This window comes from Chitinophaga sp. 05T412 (genome assembly GCF_056396465.1).
Genome location: NZ_JBFTLN010000002.1, coordinates 12,055 through 37,982 on the forward strand (window position 1 = coordinate 12,055; position 25,928 = coordinate 37,982).

At 46.9% G+C, this 25,928-nt stretch carries 17 protein-coding genes; 3 read left to right on the forward strand and 14 right to left on the reverse strand.

The genetic code is table 11. From position 1 onward, the window contains the following. Positions 1-109: 109 nt before the first annotated feature. Positions 110-2,182 (reverse strand): alpha-N-acetylglucosaminidase, encoded by a 2,073-nt coding sequence (locus AC1DFM_RS03540; protein ID WP_477075345.1) that lies wholly within the window; start codon positions 2,180-2,182, stop codon positions 110-112. A 94-nt stretch (positions 2,183-2,276) separates the two neighbouring features. On the opposite strand from AC1DFM_RS03540, the gene AC1DFM_RS03545 reads away from it, so the two are divergent. Both AC1DFM_RS03545 and AC1DFM_RS03550 read left to right on the forward strand, forming a co-directional pair. Continuing rightward, the gene (locus tag AC1DFM_RS03545; protein WP_477075346.1) at positions 2,277-4,826 is read left to right on the forward strand and encodes a cation-translocating P-type ATPase; all 2,550 of its coding nucleotides are present in this window, start codon (positions 2,277-2,279) and stop codon (positions 4,824-4,826) included. A gap of 27 nt (positions 4,827-4,853) precedes the next feature. Beyond that, a complete protein-coding gene (locus AC1DFM_RS03550) occupies positions 4,854-5,828 on the forward strand; it encodes a 2-hydroxyacid dehydrogenase (protein WP_477075347.1) in 975 nt (324 codons plus the stop codon). 7 nt (positions 5,829-5,835) lie between these two features. Here AC1DFM_RS03550 and AC1DFM_RS03555 read toward each other — a convergent pair whose 3' ends face one another. Both AC1DFM_RS03555 and AC1DFM_RS03560 read right to left on the reverse strand, forming a co-directional pair. Beyond that, positions 5,836-6,324: an ABC transporter permease gene (locus AC1DFM_RS03555; protein ID WP_477075348.1), complete on the reverse strand. Its 489-nt coding sequence runs from the start codon at positions 6,322-6,324 to the stop codon at positions 5,836-5,838. Further along, positions 6,263-6,604 carry a hypothetical protein gene (locus tag AC1DFM_RS03560; RefSeq protein WP_477075349.1) on the reverse strand — a complete coding sequence of 114 codons (342 nt, stop codon included), beginning with the start codon at positions 6,602-6,604 and terminating at the stop codon, positions 6,263-6,265. Before AC1DFM_RS03560 ends, AC1DFM_RS03555 begins: the two co-directional genes overlap by 62 nt. Positions 6,605-6,770: 166 nt before the next feature. Between AC1DFM_RS03560 and AC1DFM_RS03565 the strand changes: the two genes are divergently transcribed. Beyond that, a complete protein-coding gene (locus AC1DFM_RS03565; protein WP_477075350.1) occupies positions 6,771-8,027 on the forward strand; it encodes an acetyl-CoA C-acetyltransferase in 1,257 nt (418 codons plus the stop codon). A gap of 43 nt (positions 8,028-8,070) precedes the next feature. On the opposite strand, the gene AC1DFM_RS03570 is transcribed toward AC1DFM_RS03565, so the two are convergent. From AC1DFM_RS03570 to AC1DFM_RS03620, 11 genes are all read right to left on the reverse strand, one after another. Beyond that, on the reverse strand, positions 8,071-9,213 hold the full coding sequence (locus tag AC1DFM_RS03570; protein ID WP_477075351.1) for a redoxin domain-containing protein: 1,143 nt from the start codon (positions 9,211-9,213) through the stop codon (positions 8,071-8,073). A gap of 200 nt (positions 9,214-9,413) precedes the next feature. After that, the gene (locus AC1DFM_RS03575; RefSeq protein WP_477075352.1) at positions 9,414-9,977 is read right to left on the reverse strand and encodes a DUF1543 domain-containing protein; all 564 of its coding nucleotides are present in this window, start codon (positions 9,975-9,977) and stop codon (positions 9,414-9,416) included. 34 nt (positions 9,978-10,011) lie between these two features. Further along, entirely contained in the window at positions 10,012-10,560 is a 549-nt protein-coding gene (locus AC1DFM_RS03580; protein WP_477075353.1) for a hypothetical protein, read from the reverse strand. Positions 10,561-10,563: 3 nt separating this feature from the next. Beyond that, positions 10,564-13,215 (reverse strand): GH116 family glycosyl-hydrolase, encoded by a 2,652-nt coding sequence (locus AC1DFM_RS03585; protein WP_477075354.1) that lies wholly within the window; start codon positions 13,213-13,215, stop codon positions 10,564-10,566. A gap of 27 nt (positions 13,216-13,242) precedes the next feature. Then, positions 13,243-14,874, reverse strand: coding sequence for a RagB/SusD family nutrient uptake outer membrane protein (locus AC1DFM_RS03590; RefSeq protein ID WP_477075355.1), 1,632 nt, complete (start codon positions 14,872-14,874; stop codon positions 13,243-13,245). Between the two features lie 5 nt (positions 14,875-14,879). Continuing rightward, positions 14,880-18,098: a TonB-dependent receptor gene (locus AC1DFM_RS03595; RefSeq protein WP_477075356.1), complete on the reverse strand. Its 3,219-nt coding sequence runs from the start codon at positions 18,096-18,098 to the stop codon at positions 14,880-14,882. A 234-nt stretch (positions 18,099-18,332) separates the two neighbouring features. Next, a complete protein-coding gene (locus AC1DFM_RS03600) occupies positions 18,333-19,358 on the reverse strand; it encodes a FecR family protein (RefSeq protein WP_477075357.1) in 1,026 nt (341 codons plus the stop codon). A gap of 66 nt (positions 19,359-19,424) precedes the next feature. Further along, complete coding sequence (locus tag AC1DFM_RS03605; RefSeq protein WP_477075358.1) at positions 19,425-19,991, reverse strand: RNA polymerase sigma-70 factor; 567 nt, start codon at positions 19,989-19,991, stop codon at positions 19,425-19,427. Positions 19,992-20,116: 125 nt separating this feature from the next. Continuing rightward, a complete protein-coding gene (locus tag AC1DFM_RS03610) occupies positions 20,117-21,217 on the reverse strand; it encodes a redoxin domain-containing protein (protein ID WP_477075359.1) in 1,101 nt (366 codons plus the stop codon). A 6-nt stretch (positions 21,218-21,223) separates the two neighbouring features. Then, positions 21,224-22,639: a RagB/SusD family nutrient uptake outer membrane protein gene (locus AC1DFM_RS03615; protein WP_477075360.1), complete on the reverse strand. Its 1,416-nt coding sequence runs from the start codon at positions 22,637-22,639 to the stop codon at positions 21,224-21,226. 11 nt (positions 22,640-22,650) lie between these two features. Next, positions 22,651-25,923: a SusC/RagA family TonB-linked outer membrane protein gene (locus AC1DFM_RS03620; RefSeq protein ID WP_477075361.1), complete on the reverse strand. Its 3,273-nt coding sequence runs from the start codon at positions 25,921-25,923 to the stop codon at positions 22,651-22,653. Between the last annotated feature and the right edge of the window lie 5 nt (positions 25,924-25,928).

Consider the following 25,928-nt stretch of genomic DNA (forward strand, 5'->3'; position numbering starts at 1 on the left):
CGGAATCCGGCACTTCTGATTATCAACACTTTAAGTAAACTAAAAATGAACTTTCATGTCCGCTTTCAATGTATAATGTTCATTTCTGAACAAGACAACGTCCGCTACACTATTGCTCCGCCCATTGTTTCTCCCACTGGAAGAATGCCGGCGCTGGTGTGTTTTTACCTTCCAGTTGATCCGTTAATGCCGCAATATACATTTTCCAGCGAGGCAGGTAATAACTGCGCATCAGTCCACCCCACTCCTTATTGGCATATTCATGCAGGTCGGTATCCGGATTATCGGGGCCCCAGTAAGTGATCTGTGTTTTGGCGTTACGCACCAGCAGTTTCTTTTCTGCCGGTGTTTGCCCTAAGGTCTGCGCTGCATTCACCCAGGTATCCAACCGGAAATGTTTGTTACCACTCAGCAGGAGATCCTGTTGCTGCATCAGCGCCAGGAAACGCGCAGCAATTTGCTTAAACGCTGCAAGGTCTTTTTTCTCAAAAGCGGCTACMATCTCTGCATAAATTTCTTCCCCACGATTGGCATTTACCTGCCGTTGAAAATCGATCGCATCAATTTCGTAGGTAGCGTTATTCTTCATGGCCGGCGCGGCTTTCAGGAAAGTAGCCACCGCGGCTGCAAATGCTTTGGTATCGTAATTACGCTTACGGGTACCCCAGGTAGATACCGGTACATCCTTTAATGTAGGACGCGCACAGAATACAGATTCGTTAGGGCCTTCCTGGTATTGTGGAAAACTGCTGTAAGCAGTAGTCACCAATCCCTGCCAGGCCGTCTGTAATTGCGGATTGTCACTGCCATAACGGTAACGTACATATGATTTTATCCAGTCTTTCACATCTACTTTATCTGCATGCCAGGCCAGTTCCAGGATCAGGTCATAAATAACCGGGTTGTTATGAATACCCTCCGGCATAATGCCCACACCTTTAAACAATGACCCATATGGGCTATGTGCTGCGCGGAATGTCTCATCTGCAAAACGTTGCAGCTTACCATACAATCCCAGCTTTTCACCGAAGTTATTCACACTGCACCAGATGAATGGCGTGCCTTCATATCCCTTGCGGGTTTCCCAGTTGGCCGTATTTTCTCCAAATAATTCCTGTACCAGCACCTTAGACTTATCAAGCCCTGCTAATAACGCTCCTGAAGGGTTTGCCTGCCAACCCTGCAATACCCAGGTGCTACCCGGAAAATGTTGTTGCATGGTTTGCTGAATCACGCCAGCAGCAGCGCTCACATCTACCCCTTTGCTGATACCTCCTTCGTGAAAAGGATCGCCAGCGAAGAAATGGATGTTACTACCGTATAATTTTTTCAACTCTTCATAGTAAATGCCCGCAATTTTGGTGAAGTTGCTGTCGCCGGGAATGAGGAAATCCGGGCGCTGAAAGCCACCCGCCCATTTACCCTGCTCTACTACTTTTATTGGCATCTTTTCTTTCAGATTCACCGGTATCATGCCATAGAAGCCCTGCATGACCGGAGCAATGCCCAGCCCGTTCATGCGCGCCAGTATCTGTTTTTCCAGCGCGGTTTGCTGGTCAATCATTTGTTGCGTTACGGGCCCTCCCCAACCTTCGAGGTTGCCCATGAGCCACCAGGCAGTAAAGCCCGGCCCTGCTACAAAGCGACGCGCCTCTTCAGGGGAGTAGCCCAGGCGTTCCAGTGTATGTTGCCAAACAGCTTCCGTACCCATAGTGGCCAACATTACGTTCACCCCGTTGAGTGCCATCCAGTCCAATTCATGTTCCCAGTCTTTCCAGTTGTAGTAACTCATGGTATAACTGATGGTACAATAGTTCAGCGCATAGCGGTAATCATACGTGGTGTTGATACGTACCGGCTCCTTCACCGCCGGCAATGGTGCTACCGGCGACAAGTTATCTCCCATATGTGACATCGAACGATGGCAGTAGTATTTCAGGTACCAGTTCAGCCCGGCAGCAGCAGCGCTGGGGCTGGAAGCACTAATCTGTACCTGCTTGCCCGGTGTGGTAATTTCAAACTGATCTTTTCCATTTTCAGCTGGTATACTTTTCAACACCAGCGATTTGGCCAGCCAGGGAACACGGCGTTGCGCCAATTGCTGCACAGCGGGAAAATCTTGTGCAAATACACTGGTAGACAGGCATAGGAATAGCCCTGCCAGCAAATTTTTACCTTTCATTTGTTTCACTGTTATGATATAAAGAAGGTAAATGTAATGATCAATTGCCTTAATTCGTAAATTTAGTATCGCACTGGTCTTCAAAACAACTTATATGGCAGGAAATATTAATTTACCAGAACATATTAAGGGACTGAATGATGCGGAAGTAGCCGCCTCCAGAGAAAAATACGGCAGTAATACCCCTCCTGCCCCTACCACCAATCCGCTCTTACATCTGATAAAGGAAATACTGGGAGAACCCATGCTATTATTGCTGATAGCAGTAACTGTTATCTATTTTGTGATGGGGGAACTGGGAGAAGCCTACTTTATGCTGGTAGCTATTGCGCTGGTATCAGGCATCTCCTTTTACCAGGACAGCCGCAGCCGTAAAGCATTGGAAGCCCTGGAAAAAATAAATGAACCACTCAGTAAAGTGATCCGGAATGGCGAACTGAAAAGCATTGCCACCAGCGATATTGTTACCGGCGATATGCTCCTGATATCAGAAGGCAACACCATCAATGCCGATGCCATCATCATACATGCCAACGATTTTTCCGTGAATGAGTCCGCCCTCACCGGCGAAGCCTTTGCTGTTTTTAAACAACCGGATGGAGAAGATAACCGGGTATATAGCGGCACACTGGTGGTATCCGGTCTTGCAATCTGTGAAGTGCAACAGGTAGGCGCCCAAACAAAAATCGGCCAGCTGGGCGCTGCCATCCTCAATATTAAAGAAGAACCAACGCCTTTGCAACAACAGATTGAACAATTTGTGAAATGGATGGCAGTAGCAGGCATTGCCGTTTTTCTGGCGGTGTGGTTGTTTAATTTTATTCGCAGTGGCAGCTTAACCGATAGCCTGCTGAAAGGCTTAACACTGGCGATGTCCATTTTACCGGAAGAAATTCCCGTGGCCTTTGCCACCTTTATGGCGCTGGGTTCCCGGCGACTCATGCAAATGGGCATCATCGTAAAAAAAATCCGCACTGTAGAAGCACTGGGCAGCGCCACTATCATCTGTACAGATAAAACGGGTACCATCACAGAAAATAAAATGAGCCTGCCCGCCATTTATCGCGGGGCAGACCAAACTTTATATGGGGAAGACGAATTGCCGTTGGATGTATTGACCATAGCCATGTGGGCCAGTGAACCGGTTCCTTTTGATCCCATGGAAAAAACACTGCACCGGCTATACGAAAAAATGACTTCCGCGGATGAACGGCCTGACTATAAAATCGTACATGAGTATCCATTAGCAGGCAAACCGCCTATGATGACGCATGTGTATGAAAACAATGCCGGTCATCGCATCGTGGCGGCGAAAGGAGCGCCGGAGGCGATCATCGCCGTTTCTCATCTCCCGGAAAAAACAAAAAACGAGATGATAGAACAGGTGCGTACACTGGCTCAACAAGGTTACCGGGTACTCGGCGTTGCTACATCCGACTTTACCGGCACCCAATATCCCGATACGCAACAGGAACTTCCCTTTTCCTTTGTGGGATTACTGGCCTTTTATGATCCGCCTAAAGCCAACATTAGCGAAGTGTTCAGCAAATTCTATGAAGCAGGCATCGTCGTTAAAATTATTACCGGCGACAATGCCGTTACCACCTGCGCCATTGCACAGCAGGCAGGCCTGAAAAACGCCGGCAAAGCCATTGATGGAGAAGTCCTGATGCAAATGGATGCTGCTCAAATGCAACGGACTTTATTGTCCGTCAATATATTCACCCGCATGTTCCCGGAAGCCAAACTGGCGGCTATCAATGCGCTCAAAGCCGATAAAGAAGTAGTAGCCATGACCGGAGACGGCGTAAACGACGGCCCTGCCCTGAAAGCCGCACACATCGGCATTGCTATGGGCAAAAAAGGTACAGAGATCGCCAAACAGGCGGCTGCATTGATCCTCGTAAATGATGACCTCAGCGGCATGGTAGACGCCATTGCCGTAGGCAGAAGGATTTATACCAATATCAAAAAAGCGGTGCAGTATATCATCTCTATTCATATCCCCATCATCCTCACGGTATCGCTCCCGCTGTTCCTCGGCTGGATATATCCTAATATTTTCACGCCGGTACACGTGATATTCCTGGAGATCATTATGGGCCCCACCTGCTCCATTGTGTATGAAAATGAACCCATGGAAGAAAATGCTATGCGGCAGCCACCACGGCCTATTACACAAACCTTTCTCTCCTTCCGGGAAATGAATATCAGTATCCTGCAGGGACTGCTGATTACTGCCGGTGTACTCAGCGCCTACCAGTGGAGTGTAGCACAGGGTTATGACGAAACACATACCCGCAGTATGGTGTTTACCACATTGGTATTGGCCAATATTTTCCTGACACTGGTGAATCGCTCCTTTTACTACTCTTTCATACACAGCATGCGCAATCACAACAAACTAATGGTAAGCGTTATTATCATTACATTGGCACTGCTGGCGGTCATGCTATACGTCCCGCCTGTGGCACAATTTTTCAGCATCAACGCGCTACAACTACCGCAGTTATTGATATGTGCAGGCATTGGCGCTGTAGCGGTATTATGGTTTGAAGGCTGGAAATGGTGGAAACGAAGCACACGGCCAGCCCGCAAACAACAACGGGAAACACTGTCCGCAGCGGGCGCAGGAAGCATATAATCAACATCTCACAAAAGAAAAACAGACATGAAAGTATTCACAACAAGAGTTATTCCGGAAGAAGGGTTGCTGCTACTGCAGCGTGCAGGCATTACCGTTAAACAGTGGGCTGAAAGAAAAGAACTGACGCTGGAAGATATGATTGCGCAATGCAAAGACCAGGACGCACTACTCTATGCCGGCGGCAGACACATAGATCGCCCTTTTATGGAACATGCCCGGCACCTGAAAGTCATTAGTTTGCTATCAGTAGGCTATGATAATGTAGACCTGAAATCCGCTACAGAATTAGGTATACAGATCACCAATACACCCGGGGTGCTGAGCAATGCCACCGCCGACACCGCCTTTTTATTAATGCAGGCAGTAGCACGGAAAGCATTATATCAACATAAAAGAATATTAAACGGCGACTGGGGATTTTCCACACCTACCGCAAACCTGGGCATTGATATAGAAGGAAAAACGCTGGGCATCTGGGGACTAGGCAATATAGGAACGGTGATGGCTAAACGCTGTAAGGCCGCTTTCGATATGAAAATCATTTACTGCAACCGCCATCGCAATGAAGCGGCCGAAAAAACATTGGGCGCCACCTTTGTTTCTTTTGATGAACTGCTGGCACAAAGCGATGTAATCAGCGTACATACCAGTCTCACGCCGGAAACCAAAGACAAATTTAACCGCGAAGTCTTCCGGAAAATGAAGCCCACCGCTATTTTTATCAACGCCGCCAGAGGAGGTATTCACAACGAAACAGATTTATTGTTTGCTTTACAGGAAGGGCTCATTTGGGGTGCAGGACTGGACGTGACCAATCCTGAACCTATGCAGCCGGATAGTCCCTTGCTGAATATGCCTACAGTAGCCATTTTACCACATATCGGCTCTGCTACTGTGGAAACAAGGAATGCCATGTCGCGCATTGCCGCAGAAAATGTATTAGCTGCTTTAGATGGCCGGCCGGTACCGAATCCGGTGAACCATCTTTATTCGCTTTAACTATTATTCATTCTTCAGACTGAGCACGGGGTTGGCCAAATGCGGCGCGTACGGAATTCACACTGATAGTCAATATCACCATACCGAACGTGATCACCGCAGGCAGCAGGAAGTGGCCCGTCCCCAGCGTTAGCCGGAAAGCAAATTCCTGTAACCAGCTATGCATCACATACCACGTCACCGGAATGGCGATGAACAAAGAGATCAGCATCAGGCGGACAAATTCTTTCATAAACAACCACAGAATAGCGCTTACGCTGGCACCCAATACTTTCCTTACCCCGATCTCCTTTTTGCGCTGCGCCGCCATAAAAGACACCATACCCAACAAGCCAATACAACCCACCAGGATGGCCAGCGAAGAGAAAATACGGATCAGGTTTAACAATACTTCTTCCGCCCGGTACATACTGCGGATATTATCATCCAGGAAGTTATATGACCAGGAGTATGCAGGATACACTTCCTTCCAGGCCGCTTCCATTGCCGGTAACAACCGGCTGGCGCATTTTTGGCGAGAAAATCAGGAAATACTTTTTCCACTGAGGGATGCCCTGAGAATAATCTTCCTTTCCCTCTATTGTCATGGATACAATCCGGAAAATCCGGTCTTTATCCCGGTGAAAATTATCGAAGCTCAAATGATAATACAGCAGACAAAAAATCAACATGGCACCGGTAAATCCAGCGGTCAATCCTATCAGGTTGATGATAGCAAAAGACTTATTATGTTGGATATTTCTCCAGGTGGTTTTAAACCAGTTAACGTGCATCATGCGGTAATGATTTAGAATGTAGCGCAGGCGACATAAAGCAGGCCAATATACAAATCCGCCACCAGCTTAGTTCATTAATTCTTATCCTGTCCACATACGGACAAACAGGTCCATAATTGAACAACGCCTACCGGTTTTTCAGTAACTTTAGTAAAAGCACCTCTCTATGAAAAAAGTCGCTATCATTGGCGGACAACGAATCCCTTTCGTAAAGTCTTTCAAAGAGTATAACCATATCAGTAACCAGGAAATGTTGACCGCCGTTTTAAACGCGCTGGTGAATCGTTACCAGCTGGCGGGCAAACGCCTGGGCGAAGTGGCATTGGGCGCCTTACTCAACCGCTCCACCGAATGGAACTTTGCCCGGGAATGCGTATTAGGCACCGCCCTTGATCCCCATACCCCTGCCTACAATTTACAGCGCGCCTGCGGTACCAGTCTGGATGCTGCTATACAGCTGGGCCTGCGGATCGGATGCGGACAAATAGATACCGGCATCGCCGGCGGCAGTGATACCAACAGCGATATTCCCTTACTGTTTAAACAACAACTGGCCTGGAAACTGACAGACCTGCGTGCCGCTAAAACACTCGGGGCGCGACTGAAAATATTAGCCTCCATCCGTTTCAAAGACCTCTCCCCCGTATATCCTTCTATCGTAGAACCCAGAACAGGTATGTCTATGGGACAACATACCGAGAAAATGGTGGCGGAATGGGGTATCACCCGGGAAGCGCAGGACGCCCTGGCCTATCAGAGTCATATGAACGCCGCCAAAGCTTATGCAGAAGGCTTTTTCAATGACCTGATCTTCGAATTCAAAGGCGTGAAAAAAGATACCATTGTACGTGGAGATACTACGCCGGCTAAACTCGCGGCGCTAAAACCCGCATTTGATCCCAATGGCAACCTTACCGCCGGCAACAGCACGCTATACACCGACGGCGCCTCCGCCTTATTGCTGGCCTCGGAAGAATATGCACAGCAACAAAACTGGCCCGTGATGGCGCATCTCGTAGATGCAGAAACAGCCGCGGTAGATTATGTAAATGGAGAAGGATTACTCATGGCGCCTACTTATGCCGTAGCGCGCATGCTAAAACGCAATCACTTAAAGTTGCAGGACTTTGATGTGTATGAAATTCATGAGGCCTTCTGCGGACAAGTACTCTGTACCCTCAAAGCCTGGGAAGACGCCGCCTACTGCAAAAAATTGGGTTGGGATACACCACTGGGCAGCATCGACCGTAGTAAGCTAAATACCAAAGGCGGCAGTGTGGCTATCGGTCATCCTTTTGCGGCTACCGGTACACGCATTCTCGCACAGGCCGCAAAAATATTACAGGAACGTGGGAGTGGAAGAGCCCTGGTATCTATCTGTACCGCAGGCGGTATGGGTGTGGTGGCTATCGTGGAACGATAATGTTTTATTACGACAGACACCACACCGGAAATGGAAATATAATTTAGTGCAATACTTTTTCCAGCTCTTGTTCCAATGCTTCACCACGCAGGTTGGTAGCAATGATACGTCCTTCAGGATCTAACAGGAAGTTTTGCGGAATAGAATTGATCATATACAATTTTGCGATATCGCTGCTCCAGTATTTCAGGTCACTCACATGATGCCAGGTAAGCCCATCCTTTTCAATAGCAGCGGTCCATTTAGCCTGATCACCGGTTTTGTCGAGGGATACACCCAGGATGTCAAAGTTTTTATCTTTGAAACGGTTGTATGCTTTTACTACATTCGGATTTTCTGCACGGCACGGACCACACCAGCTGGCCCAGAAATCGAGCAGTACATATTTACCGCGCAGGTCAGAAAGTTTCATGGTTTTACCATCAGGACCCGCAGCGGTAAAATCGGGCGCTACCCGGTTAACAGACAGGGCTGCAGAAGCTTTCAGGATAGATGCTGCTTTCTGTCCAACACTGGTGGCGCGTAATGCCGGTGAAAATTTATCGTATATTTTTTGAGTGCCTTCTACATCCTTTACGCGGCCATCCATCGTTTTCAAGAGCGCTACCAGACTCACGTAATAGTCAGCGTGTGCGAGCATGAATTTCTCCTGAGTTGCGTGCTGCTCATCCATCAGTTTTTGAAACATCGTGCTCAAAACATAGTAGCCGGTGGTATCTCTGGGCACCGCCATCATCATGTGCTGAAATTCCGTACGCAGCGAGTCTATCGCCTTGGTTTGTGGTGCTACCAAAGCGTTCAGCTCATCCTGTTGCTTTGTAAAAACAGAACCTTTAATTTCCGCGCCATCCAGCAGGTTGTTAGTACCGGCGGTTTTCTGCGTGAATTTCATTTTATCTGTTGGGGTAATATACAGCAAGCGGTGGCCAATGTGCTTAGGCTCATTCTTCAGGCGGATACTCAACATGGCTTCTGCGGTATCCTTCACTTCATAATTCAGCGTAAACGCTCCTTTTTCCACCAATGCGGAGTCTAAAGGATTAAAGCCATAACCGGCCGATTTAAGCAGATAGATATATTCGTTGTTGAAATCAGCAGGCACTTTACCTGATATGGTAGCCTTTTTTTGTGCAAATGCACCAGAAACAGCCAGGGTGACCAGGCCGCTAAGGAGAACTCTTTTCATTTGTGGTTGGTTGGTTTTGGCCGAAAGTAGAAAAAGGGGGGCAACGCTTCAACCGCTTAATGACAGGCGGTTGTACCGGCGTACCGCCGGAATTACGAATTACGGATTCCGAATTACGGATTTGTGGGGAGATATCAGCGAATATTATCACTCGCGTTTACCATCTCCCCACAAATCCGTAATTCGGAATTCGTAATTTTCTAAATCTTACTAAGCTGAAAATACCCAAGATGTAATTCATCTTCTCCGACATTCACAGCCGGGGTTATCTCCAACGTATATCGTTCTTTCAGCTGCGCTGGCAAAATATCTTTTACCACATAAACATCATCCACATCTACCCCATATTTATCATCTACATGGGAAGTGGCGGTTCCAAAAGTAGTATGCTTAAAAAAAACTGTTTCTTTAGATGCACGAATGGCTATACCAATATCCTTTTGTACACTGAGCATTTTATAATGAAACTCTTCCATTTCATTAGGTTTATAACCTCCCAGGTTCAAAAAGAATAATTGCATATCCTGCTGTGTCGTTGCCGTTGCCGGCTTCTCTACCACCCGGATCTGATGCCCGTCTACCATAGTCACTTCTCTCCAGCCATCAATATGTAATTTTCCTTTTGCTTCCGGCCAAAACGCCAGCATATCAGGAATCAGGTCTCTCAGTTGACTGCCAATACCAAAAAAAACATCGTGTTGCTCGGTGTGACGCCCTTCAGGCGTACATCCCAGCAGCAACATAAATAATTTTAACTCCGCCATGATAATAGATTATGGGGCGGAAGTTAGCATTATTTTACTTTGCTTGCATCGCGGCCCGCATCGTCTGTTCCTTATCGGCACTCCAGTATTTACAATCCAGATTAATGAACACAGATGAATAAGCCAGCGTAGTATTGGTTTTCAATACTACCACTTTAAACAAACCGGCAGTTTTATCCATCTTCGCAAAAACCGAATCATGTAATAAGGTTTGCACCGACTGTCCCTTAAAAATCTGTTGCAAGGTATCCCGGTAACCAGTAGCACCCGGCACAAATGATAACTCCTTATCCAGGTAAAGGATAGGGCTTACATGCGTGCCTTTATTCAGTTGCTGAATGGTGTAATCGGCCACCTCCGGCAATGCCGCGTTGGTATTGATATACACCATCCCCGGAGCCGACTGAAACGGAAATGCCTTATCGGCAATAATAATCCAGTTACGGTGCCCCAGCAACGGCAACACGCTATCCAGCTGGGTTTGCCAGGAGGCAGCAGCGGCAGGAGTCGATGCCGGCGTATTTCCCGGCTTGCAGGAAAACAAACATAAAACGGCAACGGCTATCTGAAGTAATGATTTCATGGGTCAGGCAATTGTAATTTGAAGTGATTGTCCCGCTTGTACACGCACAGGAGCAGATAATTGTATGGTCACCCATCCGTTTTCTTCTGTAAAGGTGACAGGGGTTTTCTGACCAGCCACACTCACCTTCTTCGCTCCGGTATGTGCAAAGCGCAACGTTTGGAGCGACAAGCTACCATACTTTAACAACAGGGTATGATGACCATTCTTTTGCGTATAAGTACCCCATCCTTCTGCAGTCACAAAAGGTGATTTGAAATTTTCTTTATTCATGGCAGGTGCAAAAGCAATGTATCCTTTAGGGCCATGGTATTGGAAACCGGTAGCCGTTACAAAGGTGCCATAGCTGGCCATTGCACGTGCATAGTGATCACTGCACTCTATCTCATTAAATGGATTGCGTTTAAACGCATGGTAACGATCGTGTACTGCACGTGTGAGGGTCAGCGCTTCCTCCGTCATTCCTTCCGCCATCATATGCGACGCCACCTGATGCTCAAAGCCCGTCATGCATTCATTGAAGTAGCCGAGCTGCCACGCATCTTTCACGCCGAAAGGATATTGCTCGTTATGTGGGTTGGTGTTCAGAATCATACCACCTTCACCTGCCAGCGCATAAGGACGGCCACCGGGATGTGCCGCGATGTACGGACCTACATCCGCTTTGTAGTTGTATTTGTACAACGCCTTTAATGCTGACATTGTTTTTGCTTTATCAATCACGCGGTCCATGCCCACCTGGAATGCCCAGCTCTGGCCATATACCTGATCAATATGACAAGTGTTATAAGAACCAATCACAGAACGTCCTTTTACTTTGTCCGGCTGATGAATAAAGTATTCGCCGTTGAACAGCTGGGATTCCATATTGCGCTTTCCCTTCTCCACATAATCATTACACATGGCGGCAAACTCGGTATCCTTCACTTCCGTAGCCATGAGGGCAGCGGCTTTTACGGCGGCAATGCACAAGCCTACAATCCATGCAATTTCTCCATCCCAAACGGCATCGAGGGTATTTTCCATCGGCGTATCTTCCATACCATCACCGTTGCGGTCCTGGTGAATAATAAACAGCGATGCTTTTTTAATATTCACCCAGTTGCCTTCCAGGAAGCTGCGGTCCTTACTCATCTGGTGCTCACGGTAAATGCGTAATACGGTACCGGCTTGTCCGTCAATAGCAGGGCGCCTTTCCGCTTCTCCTCTGAAAAGTATACCGCCATCTGCCATGAGTCCGATGCCCAGATCCACCCGCTGCCGGGTATCTCTTTCCAGTGCAGGGAAGATGCGGCCCACCGCCTGTGCATATTGCCATACGTGTGTACAGGTGCCTTCACAGGCGCCCACGCCTTCCCAGGCATAGAAGCGGCCGTTGCGGAAACGATGTGCGGTAGTAGTAGCCAGTGTGGAGATATTCATAAAAGTACGCTCCATAAACCACCATGGCAATGTAGCATCGTACCAGGTATCTTTCCACAAACGGCTTTCACGGTATAAGCGGGCATAGTTCTTCTGCACATAGCTCATTACTGCGGCGGCATCGCTGAAGTGATTGGTATAATAACGGCCGGTATCTTTTACCTGGGTAAACCAGAGATTTGGCGTATACCAGCTGATGGCGAAATCATTTCGTATAGACTTTCCCGGTAGTATCTTATTTTGAATGGCCACGCTACCGGTTAGTTTCTCATGAATGGGCTTCACTACCGGTTTTGCTGAGGTAGCTTTAAAATCAGCGGCTGATAATTCACCTTGTGGCAACAGCGGATTCACTTGTACGTTTGTACCAAAGGCGGCCAGGCAAAGGTTACCATAGTCGTATAATTTGCTGAACTCCTCATTGCTGCCATTTTTCACACGCACGGTGGCATGTACGCCTTGCCAGCCTTTTTCTTTCACCACGGTATTGGTGCGCTCATGATCAGCGCCGGCGCTATAGATAGCTGCTTTATTTTCCAGCCAACCCAACACGGTAGCGGTAACCGGTGTAGTACCTTTGTTAATAATTTTGTAAGATAGGATAGTCACTGGCAAACCAGAGTCATCTTCATTTAACGGAATGAACGGAGAAAAGGCTTCCAGCGTTACTTCTACAGGCAACGCCGGATCTGTATACCGGATCAGGGCCATCGGATAAGTAGCTTCAAAGGTTATTTCCGGCCAGCTTGCCTCATCAAATTTGCGTATAATCGTTTGATTGTTGTAAGTCAGCTGCAGCGCAAATCCCTGATCTAACGGACGAATGTTCTTTGCCGGCTCAATATAACAGGCTCCATCGCGGGAACGAACTTTCTTGCCACCATTGAGTACGTCGGCATGGAAATCAACCGTTTTAGGTTCTATACCTTCCTGGTTTCTGTTGAAAATATCCCATAGCCATAAACGCCCGTCGCCGCCCAGATATAGCGTACCGCACATAATACCACCTACCGGCATTCCGATATATTGCAGTTCGTTTTTGCTTTTGCGATAAGTGGTAACAGTCCCCCGTTCATATAACGACGCTATCCAGGCAGCATCCGGCTGACGGGTGGTCAGCAGATAATGAGGGGTGTCCGCAATAGCGCGCCCCACTACCGGAAGACGTACTGTCAATGCGCCGGCCATCGTTAATCCAATGTTTCGTAAGAATTTTCTCCGTTCAATTCCCATAGATGTAGTTTTAAATTTGGGCTGTTTCTATTTCCAGGCACTTGTTTGTACCAGGTTTTTGTTTTTATCAATAGCTTCCTGTGGAATAGGCCAGGTATAATGCTTTGCCGGATTAAACGTTCTGTCCTGTGCTTTGAATGCCGGTTGTGTCCAGTCGCCAATAGGCGCTTTCTCGTTCTGGTTAATACCATAAGCCGGTTTATTCAATACGGTTTCAGCTGTCTTCCAACGTAAAATATCGAAATACCTTTTATGCTCCGCCACAAACTCATGACGGCGCTCTTCTCTGATTTTATCACGCATCGCCAGCTGATTGCCCAGCAAGGCATCTACGCCAGGCAAGCCCGCACGGGCACGCACCTGATTCATGGCGGTCACAATCAGCTGATTACCCGGGTCATATTCGTTCAACGCTTCTGCCAGTATCAACAATGTTTCTGCATAACGATATAAAGGAAAATTCATGTAAGCATGTTCCGGATTTGGATTATCCGGCTCTGCAAATTTCAGATACATAAAACCAGTTAAGCCACCGCCTTCATTGTTCATCTTTTCCGGCTTATTATAGGCAGGATGTGGCTCGTAAGGCGCATAACTACCATTAGGACGTAAACAAGGTACTCCCGGTAGCAGGAACGTCTTTTTCAGGCGGCTGTCGCGGTTTTCCCAGGGATTGTTTTTGTCGTACTTCGCAGATGTTTGTATGCTCTTACCATCTGTGCATTCATATGAATCCACGAGATCGCGGGTGGGGCAAAAACTGGCCCAGCCTTCACCGGTAATAGAGCAACCGGTAGGCAATGCCAGCACCGGCAACATATTGGTAATTTCATTCTGAATATACTGGAACGCCAGGATCACTTCCTTATTGGCATTGTTGGCTTCATGTGTAAACAGATAGGAATAATCTTTTTCAAGATCATAGGCGCCGGTATTGACCACATCCTGGGCCGATTTGGCGGCTTCTTTCCATAACAAAGGATCATTTACTCCTCCGTGAAACTGTTTATAACTGGCCATATAGAGATACACGTTGGCCCGCAGCATCATAGCTGCTGCTTTATTAATACGCCCGGTATTAGCACCAGTATAAGTATCTGGTAAGAAGGAAATGGCACTGTCTACATTGGTGACTACGTAATCCAACACGTCCTGCTTAGGACTTTTAGCCACATTCGCATTTTCCAGTGTCAGCGGTTTTTCTTTGATCAGTGGAATATCGCCATACAGCTGTGTMATACGGAAATAGCGCAAAGCCAGTATAAAGCGGGCTTCACCCAGGTATTGCTTTTTCTTAGCCGGATCAATGGTCATTTTGGAAAGCTGATCGATGGCTGTTAAAGCGCGACTGATATAATCATACCGCCATTCTTCTTTAATATAGGCATCTGTGGCCGCCTGGCTACCCTGGCAAATGTATCCCATTCCTCCCTCGCCCCAGGCGTTGGTCATTACAGAATTATCACTGCTGCAATCACGCCAGAAATCACGGCTATCAGGCAATGCAGCGTATAACGCATTCACGCCCTGTTCCGCATCCGTGGCGGTTTTCCAGAAGGCGTCTGATGTAGCACTGGCCAAAGGCGACCGGTCCAAAAACTTAGAACAACTTTGCAGCGTGGCTGCTATTACTAATATAAATAAGCAAATCTTTTTCATAATCATCAGAATTTTAAATTCACACCAAATGCCCATGTTTTCGACAACGGATAGTATCCACCTTCCGGATCAAATCCTTTGTAGCCGCTGAAAGTCGCGAGGTTCTGACCAGAAACAAATACCCGCAGGTATTTTATCCGCAGCCGGTTCAATACTTCCTTTGGCAGGGTATAACCCAGCTGTACATTCTGTAATTTCAGGAAGTCTGATTTGCGCAGCCAATAGTTAGAATACTTCGTATCATTGGAAGTATACTGAATAGACAAGCGCGGATAACTGGCATTGGGATTGTCTGGCCGCCAGGCGTCCTGGTGCATGGGGCGGGCATTCTGCGATAAATAAAAAGCCCAGCCTTCAAAGCCACTCATATAGCGGTAAGTGTTCAACATACCGTACATATTTGCGGAAAAATCAAAGTCTCTCCAGCCCAGGTTGAGATTCAACGCATACATCACCGGCACTTTGGTATTCAGTATTACACGGTCGTTACCATCAATGATATTATCGCCATTCTGATCTTTGTATTTAATATTTCCGGGGAAAACATTCGGTCCCTGGTTAGGGCTCTTTGCAATTTCATCTGCACTCTGGAACAAGCCAATAGCCTGTAAACCATAAGGCAACTGGTACTGACCATTTTCTGCGGTGTAAGTATCGTTATCAATCCACGGGCCGGTTCCCGCCAGGTTAGTAATTTGATTTTTAGAGAAGCTCACATTAGCCGTCACGCCCCAGCTAAAGTCGCCTTGTCTGTCTTTGTAAAATACAGAAGCATCTAATCCGCGGTTGCGCATAGCCAGCAGATTGGTATATGGCGCATTCATACCAAACTCCAGTGATACCGGTGCACGATACAAAATTTTATCGCGGTTATTGATAAAGTAATCTACCGTGAATCCTACTTTATTTTCCAGGAAACTGGCGTCCAAACCTATGTTGCCCAGTTTGGCTTCTTCCCAGGAAAGATTTTTATTTACCGCAGTATCCACAAAAGCACCCGGTACAATGGCATTATTGAATCCATAAATATTAGGCACAAAGTTGAGGATAGATGCGGTAGCATAGCTGCCCACTTTTTCTGCATCTCCCAACACGCCCCAGGAAGCCCTTAATTTCAATTCTGTGATCCAGTTAAAACGATCAGCGATGAAGTCTTCGCGATGAATATTCCATCCGGCAGAAAACGAAGGGAAAACGCCCCAGCGATGCCCGGGTGCAAACCGGGAAGATCCATCTCCACGCATGTTGGCTTCCACCAGGTATTTGCCGTCGTAATCGTAGTTGATACGGCCAAACACTGATTGTATGGCCACATCGTTGGCAGTACCGCCATTCTGTTTATTCAGCGTCCCCATGTCGAGTACATCAATTCCCGCGAAGGGCATTCCATCTCTGGATGCATAAAAATTACTGCTGTTATATAATTCCTGCGAATAACCCAGCAACCCTTTAAAGTGATGGCGTCCCAGGCTGTAAGCATAATCTGTAGTGAATTGCAGCGTATTACGATAACTGGAATTAGTGCTGTTCTTTAAACTGTTCACCTGATTTTTAGTAGCCGCAATATTGCCATTATCATCATACAGGTAGTAGGTATTTAAGCGGCTGGATATCCAGTCGTCATAACTATACTTTGCATAATTACCTGTAATATTCCAGTTCTTCAGCGGAGTATAAGTAATGCCGAAGATGGCCATCAACTCTTTCACTTTMGTTTTATTGATGCCTCCTTCATTTACGCCGGCAATAGGATTCCCGGCCATAGAGGAGCCAATACCATATTGTCCGGTAGCAGATGTAATGGGAGAAATGGGAGAAATGCGCGCCGCCTGCGTTTGCCAGTTGTCGGTGCCTCCCTGTGGTGTTGTAAGCTGTGTTTCGGTGTATTGAATATTCGTAGATACGGAGAGGTTATCCCGCAGTTTGATGGAGAGATCCGGTCTAACTGTATAGCGGCGGTAATCATTGTTCGGCAATGTGCCATCCTGGTAATCATAAGAACCTGATACGCGATAGCTGATGTTATCCTTTTGTCCGGAGATAGATGCGTAGTTGTTGTTGATCAGCGTATTTTTTTTGTAGATGTCTTTATACCACCTGTTATCCGGCAGCTTCCCCGATTTCAAATCGTCTTGTCCTTTTTGTCCGTATACAGGTGCTTTCCCATCATTCACCATGGCTTCATCCCACAGTTTCATATAATCCGCCGCGCCTACAAAATCGAGGCGAAATTGTGGTTGCTGTACACCCACGCTGGAAGAGATATCTATCACCGGTTCTTTGCTGGCGCCACCTTTCTTGGTGGTAATCAGGATCACGCCATTCGCGGCGCGTGATCCGTAGATTGCCGCGCTGGCAGCATCTTTCAGCACAGATACGTTAGCAATATCATTAGGATTAAGGGTATAGATATTACCAGGAATACCGTCTATCAACACCAGTACGCCGGAACTGCTACCGATGGTAGATGTTCCCCGGATATTGATAGCCGCACCGGAACCTACGGCGCCAGTGCTTTTGCTGATATTTAATCCCGGTACTGTTCCTGCCAGCAACTCCTGTGTATTGGTCACTGGTCTGGATTTGAAGGCCTGCGCTACATTCACGGTACCTACGGAGCCGGTCAGGTTGGCTTTTTTCTGGGTACCATAAGCCACTACCACCAGCTCATCCAGTTTACTGGTAGATGTTTGTAATACGATGTTTATGGTGGTACGTTGATTCACAGATATCTCCTGTGGCGTAAACCCTATCAGGGAAAATGTTAGCACCGCATCATCCGGGGTACTCAGACTGTAGCTCCCTTTCTCATCGGTGAGTGCGCCTTTACCGGTGTTTTTATTGAGTATGGTTACACCCGGTAGCGGCAATCCCTGTCCATCGGTTACCTTGCCGGATACCGTGATTACTCCTTGCTGCTGCGGCCCCGGCTCTATGAGTACCAAACCGGATGGCCGTATTTCAAAGCCGAAGCCGGTACCGGCCAACACGGTCCGGAGTACGTCTTCCAGCGAAGCGTCCTTTACTTTTAAACTCACCGTTTTATTTTCCGGCAGCTTATTATCATTATAAAACAACCGGTAATCCGACTGTGTCATGATCAGTTGTAATACCTCCTTAAGGGATGCATTCTTCACATTCACATTTAATTTCTTTTGCGAGAAGGCAACTGATGCATGCACCTGCAGCAGGGCAGCAATCATCAATACTGCTGTAATTTTCATAATTCGCAAACACTTGCGGAAACAATGGTGGTATAATACCCTTTGTTTCCTGTGGTCATTTTTCATAAGTTTGTATTGAATTGTGGAGGCAATAGACGCCCTCTCCTTACAAGCAAGGAACGTCTGTTTCTGATAAACAATTTTCGGGGGGGAATGGCGCAATCATTCTCCCCTTTTTATTGTACGGTGTTGGTTATACTAGTGGCATGACATACCTGATTTTGGTGGTGAAACTTATTTGCTGCTAATCTTTAATACACTGCTGGCCTGATCATAACGGTAAATAAACTGTCCGGAAGTACGGCTTAACACCTCCATTACTTCCTGAATTTTTTCTCCCTTTATACTTCCTGTAAATTCAAGTTTTTTCAGTCGTGGTTGTTCAAATACAACAGTGATATTATACCACCTCTCCAGCCGGGTAGCCAGACTGGCAAAGGATTCCCTGTTAAAAGAAAGGGTATTATCTTTCCATACAATCTCTTTAACGTCTTCTTTTTTATTACTCCAGAGTGGCTGCCAGGTGGAGGTAAATCCATTCCCCGGCTGACGGGTCAGTATCAGCTTCTGTCCCGGCTTCAGTAACGCCTGCCTTGGTTTGGCATCTTCCTGAAATTGTAATTGCACGCTGCCGCTGATCAACGCGGTTTCCACTATTGCTTCATCGGTATAAGCGCGCAAATTAAAGGAGGTGCCCAATACCTTTACGGTAGCACCTTTTACCTTTACTTCAAATGGTACGTTGGCCTGTTGGGCTACATCGAAATAGGCTTCGCCTTCCAGCCGCAATAAACGGTCATGGACACCGTAGTTGTCGTCGTACACCAGTTTGCTCCCCGCATTCAGCCATACTACGGAGCCATCCGGCAATCTTACCTGGCTACGGGTACCACGGTTAGCCACCACTTCATGCAGGGCAACCTGTTGCTGATGGGTATAAAATAACCACACACTTCCAATAGCTGCCAGCAACAGGAATCCTGCTGCCCAGGCAAAGCGGCTGCGCCAACGCCTGACAGGAGTGACTACCGGCGCAGGGGTGATTTCAGGCAGCCGCTGCTCCAGCATAGCCAGTAAACGTTGTTGTTCTTCCGCGCTCACAATAGGCACTTCCTGATGCCATACCCGCTCCAGCGCATTCACGGTAGGGGTTATCTCCGGGTGCGCGGCAGACAAGGCGTCCAGCTCCGCGAGTTCTTCCGGAGTGGCTTCACCATTTAGTTTGCGTGCGGTTAATATCCAGTATCGTTCAATGGGCATTGATAATTACTTCGTCTTAATCATAAGACAAAACAACCGGAACAATCACCTAAAGGAAATAGAAAATTATTTTACAAGATGTGCATCCACTGCCGCATGAATCCGCTGAAAGGCAATAGCCAGCTGGCTATCAATGGTGCGGACAGAAATACTGAGGATCGCCGCTATTTCTTTATATTTCAAACGTTCCTCTTTGGCCAGCTTAAAGATTAGCCGGCATTTGGAGGGTAATTTATCAATGGCTTCCTGCATGGCCTGTGTCATTTCACCGGCAATCAGCTGTTGCTCCGGGTTAATAGTCCCCAGTGGTTCCAGCAATACTTCCATTTCTTCAAAAGCATAAAAAGTAATCCGGTCCCGCTTCTGCAGGTAATTCATACAGGCATTCCGTACACTGGTAAAAAGATATACGCGGAGATTATCGATTCTAAGGAGTTCCGACCGGTTACTCCACAATGCCGCGAAAATATCCGCTACAATGTCTTCCGCTGCGAGGGAGTCTTTCACAAAAGAATGCGCAAACTTCGATAACCCCGGCATTAAATGCAGGTATAACGCCTTGAAAGCATTACTATCATTGTTCAATGCAATATTTTCCTGCCAGGTGTTGATCATAACGAGCGTGACAGGCAATATAGGTAACCTTTAGGCAGATTGTACCTACTTGTTAAACCAGCGTCACGAAATGTGAAGAAATCATCACCGCATAAAAAAAGCGGCGTTCTGTGAAAGAACGCCGCCGGAATAAGGACAAAACATTATAATATTTCTTTCAACTTTTCTTCTAACGCCGCTCCCCTCAAATCTCTACCGACAATCTTCCCACTGGGATCAACGAGGAAATTGGTAGGCACTGCACTTACCCCGTACAATTTTGCAGCAGGGTTTTTCCAACCGCTCAAATCTGAAACGTGTGTCCAGGTGAGATGATCTTTATCAATAGCTGCTTTCCATTTCTCTACATTGTCATCCAGTGATACCCCCAGCACCGTAAATCCTTTGGCTTTATATGCTTCAAAAGCTTTGACCACATTAGGGTTTTCAGCGCGACAAGGACCGCACCAGCTCGCCCAGAAATCGATCAGTACATATTTACCTTTGAAATCTGCCAGTGACACCGTTTTGCCATTGACATCCTTCATTGAAAAAGCCGGCGCCGTTTTTCCTTCTGCGGTTTTGGCAGCTACGGCCAGGAAGGCCTGAATGTTTTCACCAAACAAAGATGCTTTTGCTACAGGTCCCATCTTATCATACCATTCCTTTGCTTCTTTATCTCTGCCGGGACCGCTGTGAAAACGCCCCACCAGGTAAGCTTCCAGCACAGTGTTATGCTTAGTATCCAGGTAATATTTTACAATACTATCTCCTGTTGCATCTAATGCCCTGAAGCCAGCATTTACTTTTGCCACCGTTATTGAGTCAGGCTTGCCGCCATTGGCTTTCCGGGAAGCATCGTACATTTCGTTCAACTGCGTAGCCACAGGAAACAATGTTTTCAAGGCACCATCAAATGCGCCCCAGTCCTGTTGTGCCGCCCCGGCAGTTACCACGGCGTTTCCCAGTTGCATATCTGCGGACACGATAGTGGCTACTTTATCTTTCTCCAGCATCACGGAAAGATAAGAGGAACTGCCGGCAGTATGCAGGAAATATAAGTTGGTGCCAGTAGTTTTCACAGAAAAGGAAAACTGCCCGTTTTTAATTTCGGCCGAATCTTTCACTTCTTTCTGATGGTAATCATAGCTTATATACACTTTGCTATTTTCGCCATTTTGAATGGTTCCCCGGATCACGGACTGTGCCTGGGTTACGGCAGATAAAGATAAAAGCGCCGCAGTTGCGGTCATTAGTTTTTTCATATGCGGTTAGTTTGTGTAACCAGCGTTCTGCTGGATAGCTGTATTGGTGTTTAATTCGTATTGAGGTACTGGCCAGAGGATGGCAGTGGATTTCCAGGTAGGTTTTACCCCCCGCAATACTTCATCTGCCTTATTGGTGCGGATCAGGTCAAACCAGCGGTGTCCCCATTCTGCAAATAGTTCTATTCTCCGTTCCTGCGCAATGGCTTTGAGTAAAGCATCTTTGGCAATCGCCGGCGACAATAACGGCAGCCCTGCACGGGAGCGGATACTATCCACATCTGCAATAGCAGGTGTCAGGTTACCAAGTTGTGCATTGGCTTCTGCACGGATCAGGTATTGCTCCCCTAACCGGAATACAATTTCATACTCTGTGGCGTTTGCCGGCACCGTAGAGCTACCCACCCTTACTTTATATTTAGCGGGATACTGATACGTTTTACCATTGTATTTTTTGATGCCTACCCAATTGGCCAGACGTTTGTCGGTTGCTTCAAAAGCGGCGGACAATACGGAATCCAGGGCGTACTTCGGAGCAGAAGAACTACTCGTATCCGGAATAAACATATTACCGGTAAAAGTATTGACGCCACGATTGAGTACCGGCATCAGCTCCCAGATAGCTTCCCCACTTTCTTTCAGAAATACATTATTCAGATCTGCTACTAATGTATACGGCCCTGCAATGACTTCTCCTGCCTTCGCTGCAGCTTCCGTATATTTACCCCGGTACAGATAAGCTCGTGCCAGCAAAGCAGATGCTGTAAAGCGGTTCGGTCTTACTTTGCCGGTAGTTGGATAGGATGCTTGCAACAAACCTTCCGCCAACTTGAGGTTGGCGATAATAGTATCATATACTACAGCCACTTCTGCGCGTGGCAGGTTACTGTTCATCTGATAATCCGTCGCTTCCGTTAAAGGAATTTTACCATACAGATTGGTCAGCTGGAAATAGATGAATGCGCGCAGGAAATACGCCTCTCCGAGCAATTGGGCATTCATCCCCGCACTAACACCGTTAGGCGCCTGCAGGCCCTTCAAAATAGCATTTACACGGTATAGCGACGCATACCCATACTGCCATAAATATTCTGCCGCTGAATACGACTGAAAAGTTATCTGGTTAGTAAAGAACTCCTGGTCGGCGCCACTAAAACTGTATATTTCATCTGCCAATAAGCCACTATACACACTCAAGGTACCATTGGCAATACGGGCAGCATTTGTCCCCATCATATCCTGATACACACCGGATACCGCCGCCAGGGCATTCGCATCGTTTGCAAATAAACGATCTGCCGGCACCACATCTTTTGGAGGATCAGCGTCCAGAAATTTCTTGCAGGACACCATTGTTACACAACATAATAGCAATACTATGAGCAGGCTGTTCTTTTTCGTATATACGTTCACGTTTTGCATCTTTTAATCATTTACAAGGATAACTGAATACCGGCAGTATACATTTTTAACGGTGGCTGGAAAATGCCCTGTGTTTCCGGATCAAAGCCCAGGTAGTTGGTAATGGTGAGCAGATTTTGCCCCTGCAGATAAATACGGCAGTTACTCAACTTTAACTTCGACATCCACGCCGATGGCATATTATACGCCAGGTACACATTTTTCAGACGGATAAACGAAGCATCCCCCCAGGCTTGGGTAGAGTTCATATAGTTGTACCATACCGACGAATAAGTAGTGGCACGGGGAACATTAGTGGCATCTCCCGCCTTCTTCCACCGGTCCAGCGCTATCACATCAAAATTGCTCATAGCACCGATATTACTCCACGCATTGTTCAGATAATTAAATCCGGATTGTTTACTATACTGGAAAAACACATCCAGTTGCCAGTTCTTGTACCGCAGCGTATTTTGTAACCCTCCATAGTATGCGGGTGTTCTGGTACCCAGTACTATCCGCTTATTGAAGTCCATACTGGTAAACTGCGGTATACCTGTTTTATCATCCAGTCCTGTAAATTCATATCCTTTTGACACCTGCAAAGGTTGACCTATAGCATAGTTATAGCGATAGGAAGAACTTTCCAGTCCGGGGTAACTCACCAGCTTATTTTGTGGAATAGTGAGATTAAAGGAAGTAGTCCATTTAAATGATTTATGGGATAAATTAGTGGTACTTACTTCAAATTCCCAGCCCTGATTACGTGTTACGGCAGGTAAATTATATTGCACGGAAGTGAACCCGGTAGAAAATGGCAGGTTATAGCCCACCAACTGGTTGGTGGTTCGGTTACTGTAAAAATTGATATTGACCAGCAGCTTATCCTGCAGAAAACCTGTTTCCAGTGCTACATCAGTTTTCGCAACTTTTTCCCAACCAAAAGTTGAATTCGCCAGCCGGGAAGGCGCCAGCGTGCTCACACCATTATAACTGTTGCCAGTCACCGTCCAGCTGGACATATAACCATAGTCGCCAATCATATCATTACCAGTAGTGCCATAACTGGATCTCAGCTTACCAAAACTCAAAAATGGCAAATGGTCTTTTACAAATGATTCTTCACTGAAGATCCAGGCCGCTCCCAATGCGCCAAAATTGCCATAGCGGTTTTCCGGTGCAAAACGGGAAGAACCATCCCGCCGCGCCGTGGCATTCACTACATACTTACCCTGCAGATTATAAGTCAACCGGCCGAAAAAAGATTGATAGCGATAATCATTATACCCGGCATTGGGATTGCCATAAGAGGAAGAAGCCACCAGCGAAGTAGCCCCCTGCATAGACCCCATCGTTTCCTCAGAAGAATAACCTGTGGCCGTGATGTAGTAACCATCAGAAGTACGTTTCTGCCACGTGGCGCCTACCAATGCTTTCAGGCTACCGCTCCCCAGCTTAAGCTGATAATCCACCTGTGGTTCAATGATAAACCCTTTACGCTGCGTGTTCCCAAAAGTGGCAGAAGATTGTTTATAGTAGCGGGGGTCCAGAGAAGATAATGGATTCGCCAGGTATTGGTCCATGCTATTCTGGTTATATCCCAGGTTCACTTTTGCCTGCAGGTTATCCAGGATGGCATAACGCATGGTAACATTGCTGTTCAGGTAAGCCGCCTTATTATTATAGCGTTGCAACAAATTCGCCGCCGGATTACTTCCCATATCCCAGTTCATTTTTCCGTCTGCCTTATATAATGGAAAATTGGGAGGCAGGTTGTATATAGTTGACAAATCGCCGGAAAAATTTTTATCATCATCATTCGTGTAATTTGCCGCGAAAGCAAGATTGAATTTTGAATTCTCTGAAGTGAAATCGTAAGACGCATTGAATGCGATGCGCTGATCACGGCCGTTTCCCGGATTCACGGTAGTTTCCTTATAATAGCTGCTACCCAGCATAAAACGATTTTTACTATCGCCACCACTTAACGTCACCTGTGCATTGGAAACATGCGCAGTTCCTCCTATCAAATATTTTTGCCAATCGGTATAGGCGTGCTGGTCATAAGTAACCAGATCAGGCGCGTTGGCGGCGGTGGGTTGGATATTATCGTTGGCAAAAGCCTCTTTTCTGAGTGCAAGATATTGATCGGTATTCAGCATATTCAGCATGTGCGTTACTTTTCCAGCACCTGCATACACATTGGCATTCACCGCCAGCTTGCCATTTCGTTTAGCCTTCTTTGTGGTAATAAGAATAACACCATTCGCACCTTTTGAACCATAGATAGCAGTGGCATCTCCATCTTTCAAAATTTCTATGCTGGCAATATCATCCGGACTGATACTGTTGAGCGGGCTCCTGGAGCCTTGTACCGGCGTACCCAGCGCATCAAACTGATTCAGCGGTACAGAGAAAAAAGGTACCCCATCTACAATATATAAAGGCTCATTACGGGTTACATACGGACTATTTTCCCCAATGGAATTCTGCCCACGGATTTGCACCGCCACATTAGCACCCGCTTTTCCGCTGGTAGCCGTAATCATCAGCCCCGGCGCCCGGCCTTGCATAGCCAGCAACGGATTACCTACGGGTTGTTCTTCAAACACGGCACTGTTAATACGACTAATAGCACCAGTATTATAACGCTTGGTAGTAGTACCATATCCCATGATCACTGTTTCATCCAGCACACTGGCAGCACGCGATAATTTTATATGAATCACTGGTCTTTTACCAATGGCAATATGTTGTGGTACGCAGCCCAGGTAGGTAACATCCAGTGCAGCATCTTCCGAAATACCTGCCAATACATATTCACCCTGTGATCCGGTACTGGTGCCTGCATTACTGTTGCTTACCTTGATAGTAACACCCGGCAACGGCGTACCTTCTGTGTCTGTTACAGTACCAGATAAACTAAAAGCAGCAGCATTCGCCTGGTTATCTGCTACTTTCCTGTTTAATACAATCACCTGGTTTCTCCTGATTTCATAGCTGATGTTCCTGTTGGCGAGTACATAATTCAATACTTCTTCCAGTGTACCATTCTTAAAATCAAGTGTTACTTTCTCCTGGTCATCCAGCAACCGGCTATCGTAAAAAACGGTGAGCCCTGTTTGGTTTTTGATTGTTTTAAAAATGCTTTCTAAAGTCAGCTGTTGTCCTGAAACATGGACCCTTCTTACTTTTCCGCCCGTTTGTGCATATACAACGGTGCATACTAAAACGGAAAGCAGTGCAGTGATACTACCAACTGCCAACGACTGCCGGAGCCTTCTCCGCAGTGAGTTTCTTCCCATAAAAT

Coding starts and splice junctions, on each gene's coding strand:
- AC1DFM_RS03575 (WP_477075352.1), bottom strand. CDS start 9,977: ATGGCGGAGTTAAAATTATTTATGTTGCTGCTGGGATGTACGCCTGAA.
- AC1DFM_RS03560 (WP_477075349.1), bottom strand. CDS start 6,604: ATGATGCACGTTAACTGGTTTAAAACCACCTGGAGAAATATCCAACAT.
- AC1DFM_RS03610 (WP_477075359.1), bottom strand. CDS start 21,217: ATGAAAAAACTAATGACCGCAACTGCGGCGCTTTTATCTTTATCTGCC.
- AC1DFM_RS03615 (WP_477075360.1), bottom strand. CDS start 22,639: ATGCAAAACGTGAACGTATATACGAAAAAGAACAGCCTGCTCATAGTA.
- AC1DFM_RS03550 (WP_477075347.1), top strand. CDS start 4,854: ATGAAAGTATTCACAACAAGAGTTATTCCGGAAGAAGGGTTGCTGCTA.
- AC1DFM_RS03600 (WP_477075357.1), bottom strand. CDS start 19,358: ATGCCCATTGAACGATACTGGATATTAACCGCACGCAAACTAAATGGT.
- AC1DFM_RS03570 (WP_477075351.1), bottom strand. CDS start 9,213: ATGAAAAGAGTTCTCCTTAGCGGCCTGGTCACCCTGGCTGTTTCTGGT.
- AC1DFM_RS03620 (WP_477075361.1), bottom strand. CDS start 25,923: ATGGGAAGAAACTCACTGCGGAGAAGGCTCCGGCAGTCGTTGGCAGTT.
- AC1DFM_RS03580 (WP_477075353.1), bottom strand. CDS start 10,560: ATGAAATCATTACTTCAGATAGCCGTTGCCGTTTTATGTTTGTTTTCC.
- AC1DFM_RS03545 (WP_477075346.1), top strand. CDS start 2,277: ATGGCAGGAAATATTAATTTACCAGAACATATTAAGGGACTGAATGAT.
- AC1DFM_RS03565 (WP_477075350.1), top strand. CDS start 6,771: ATGAAAAAAGTCGCTATCATTGGCGGACAACGAATCCCTTTCGTAAAG.
- AC1DFM_RS03585 (WP_477075354.1), bottom strand. CDS start 13,215: ATGGGAATTGAACGGAGAAAATTCTTACGAAACATTGGATTAACGATG.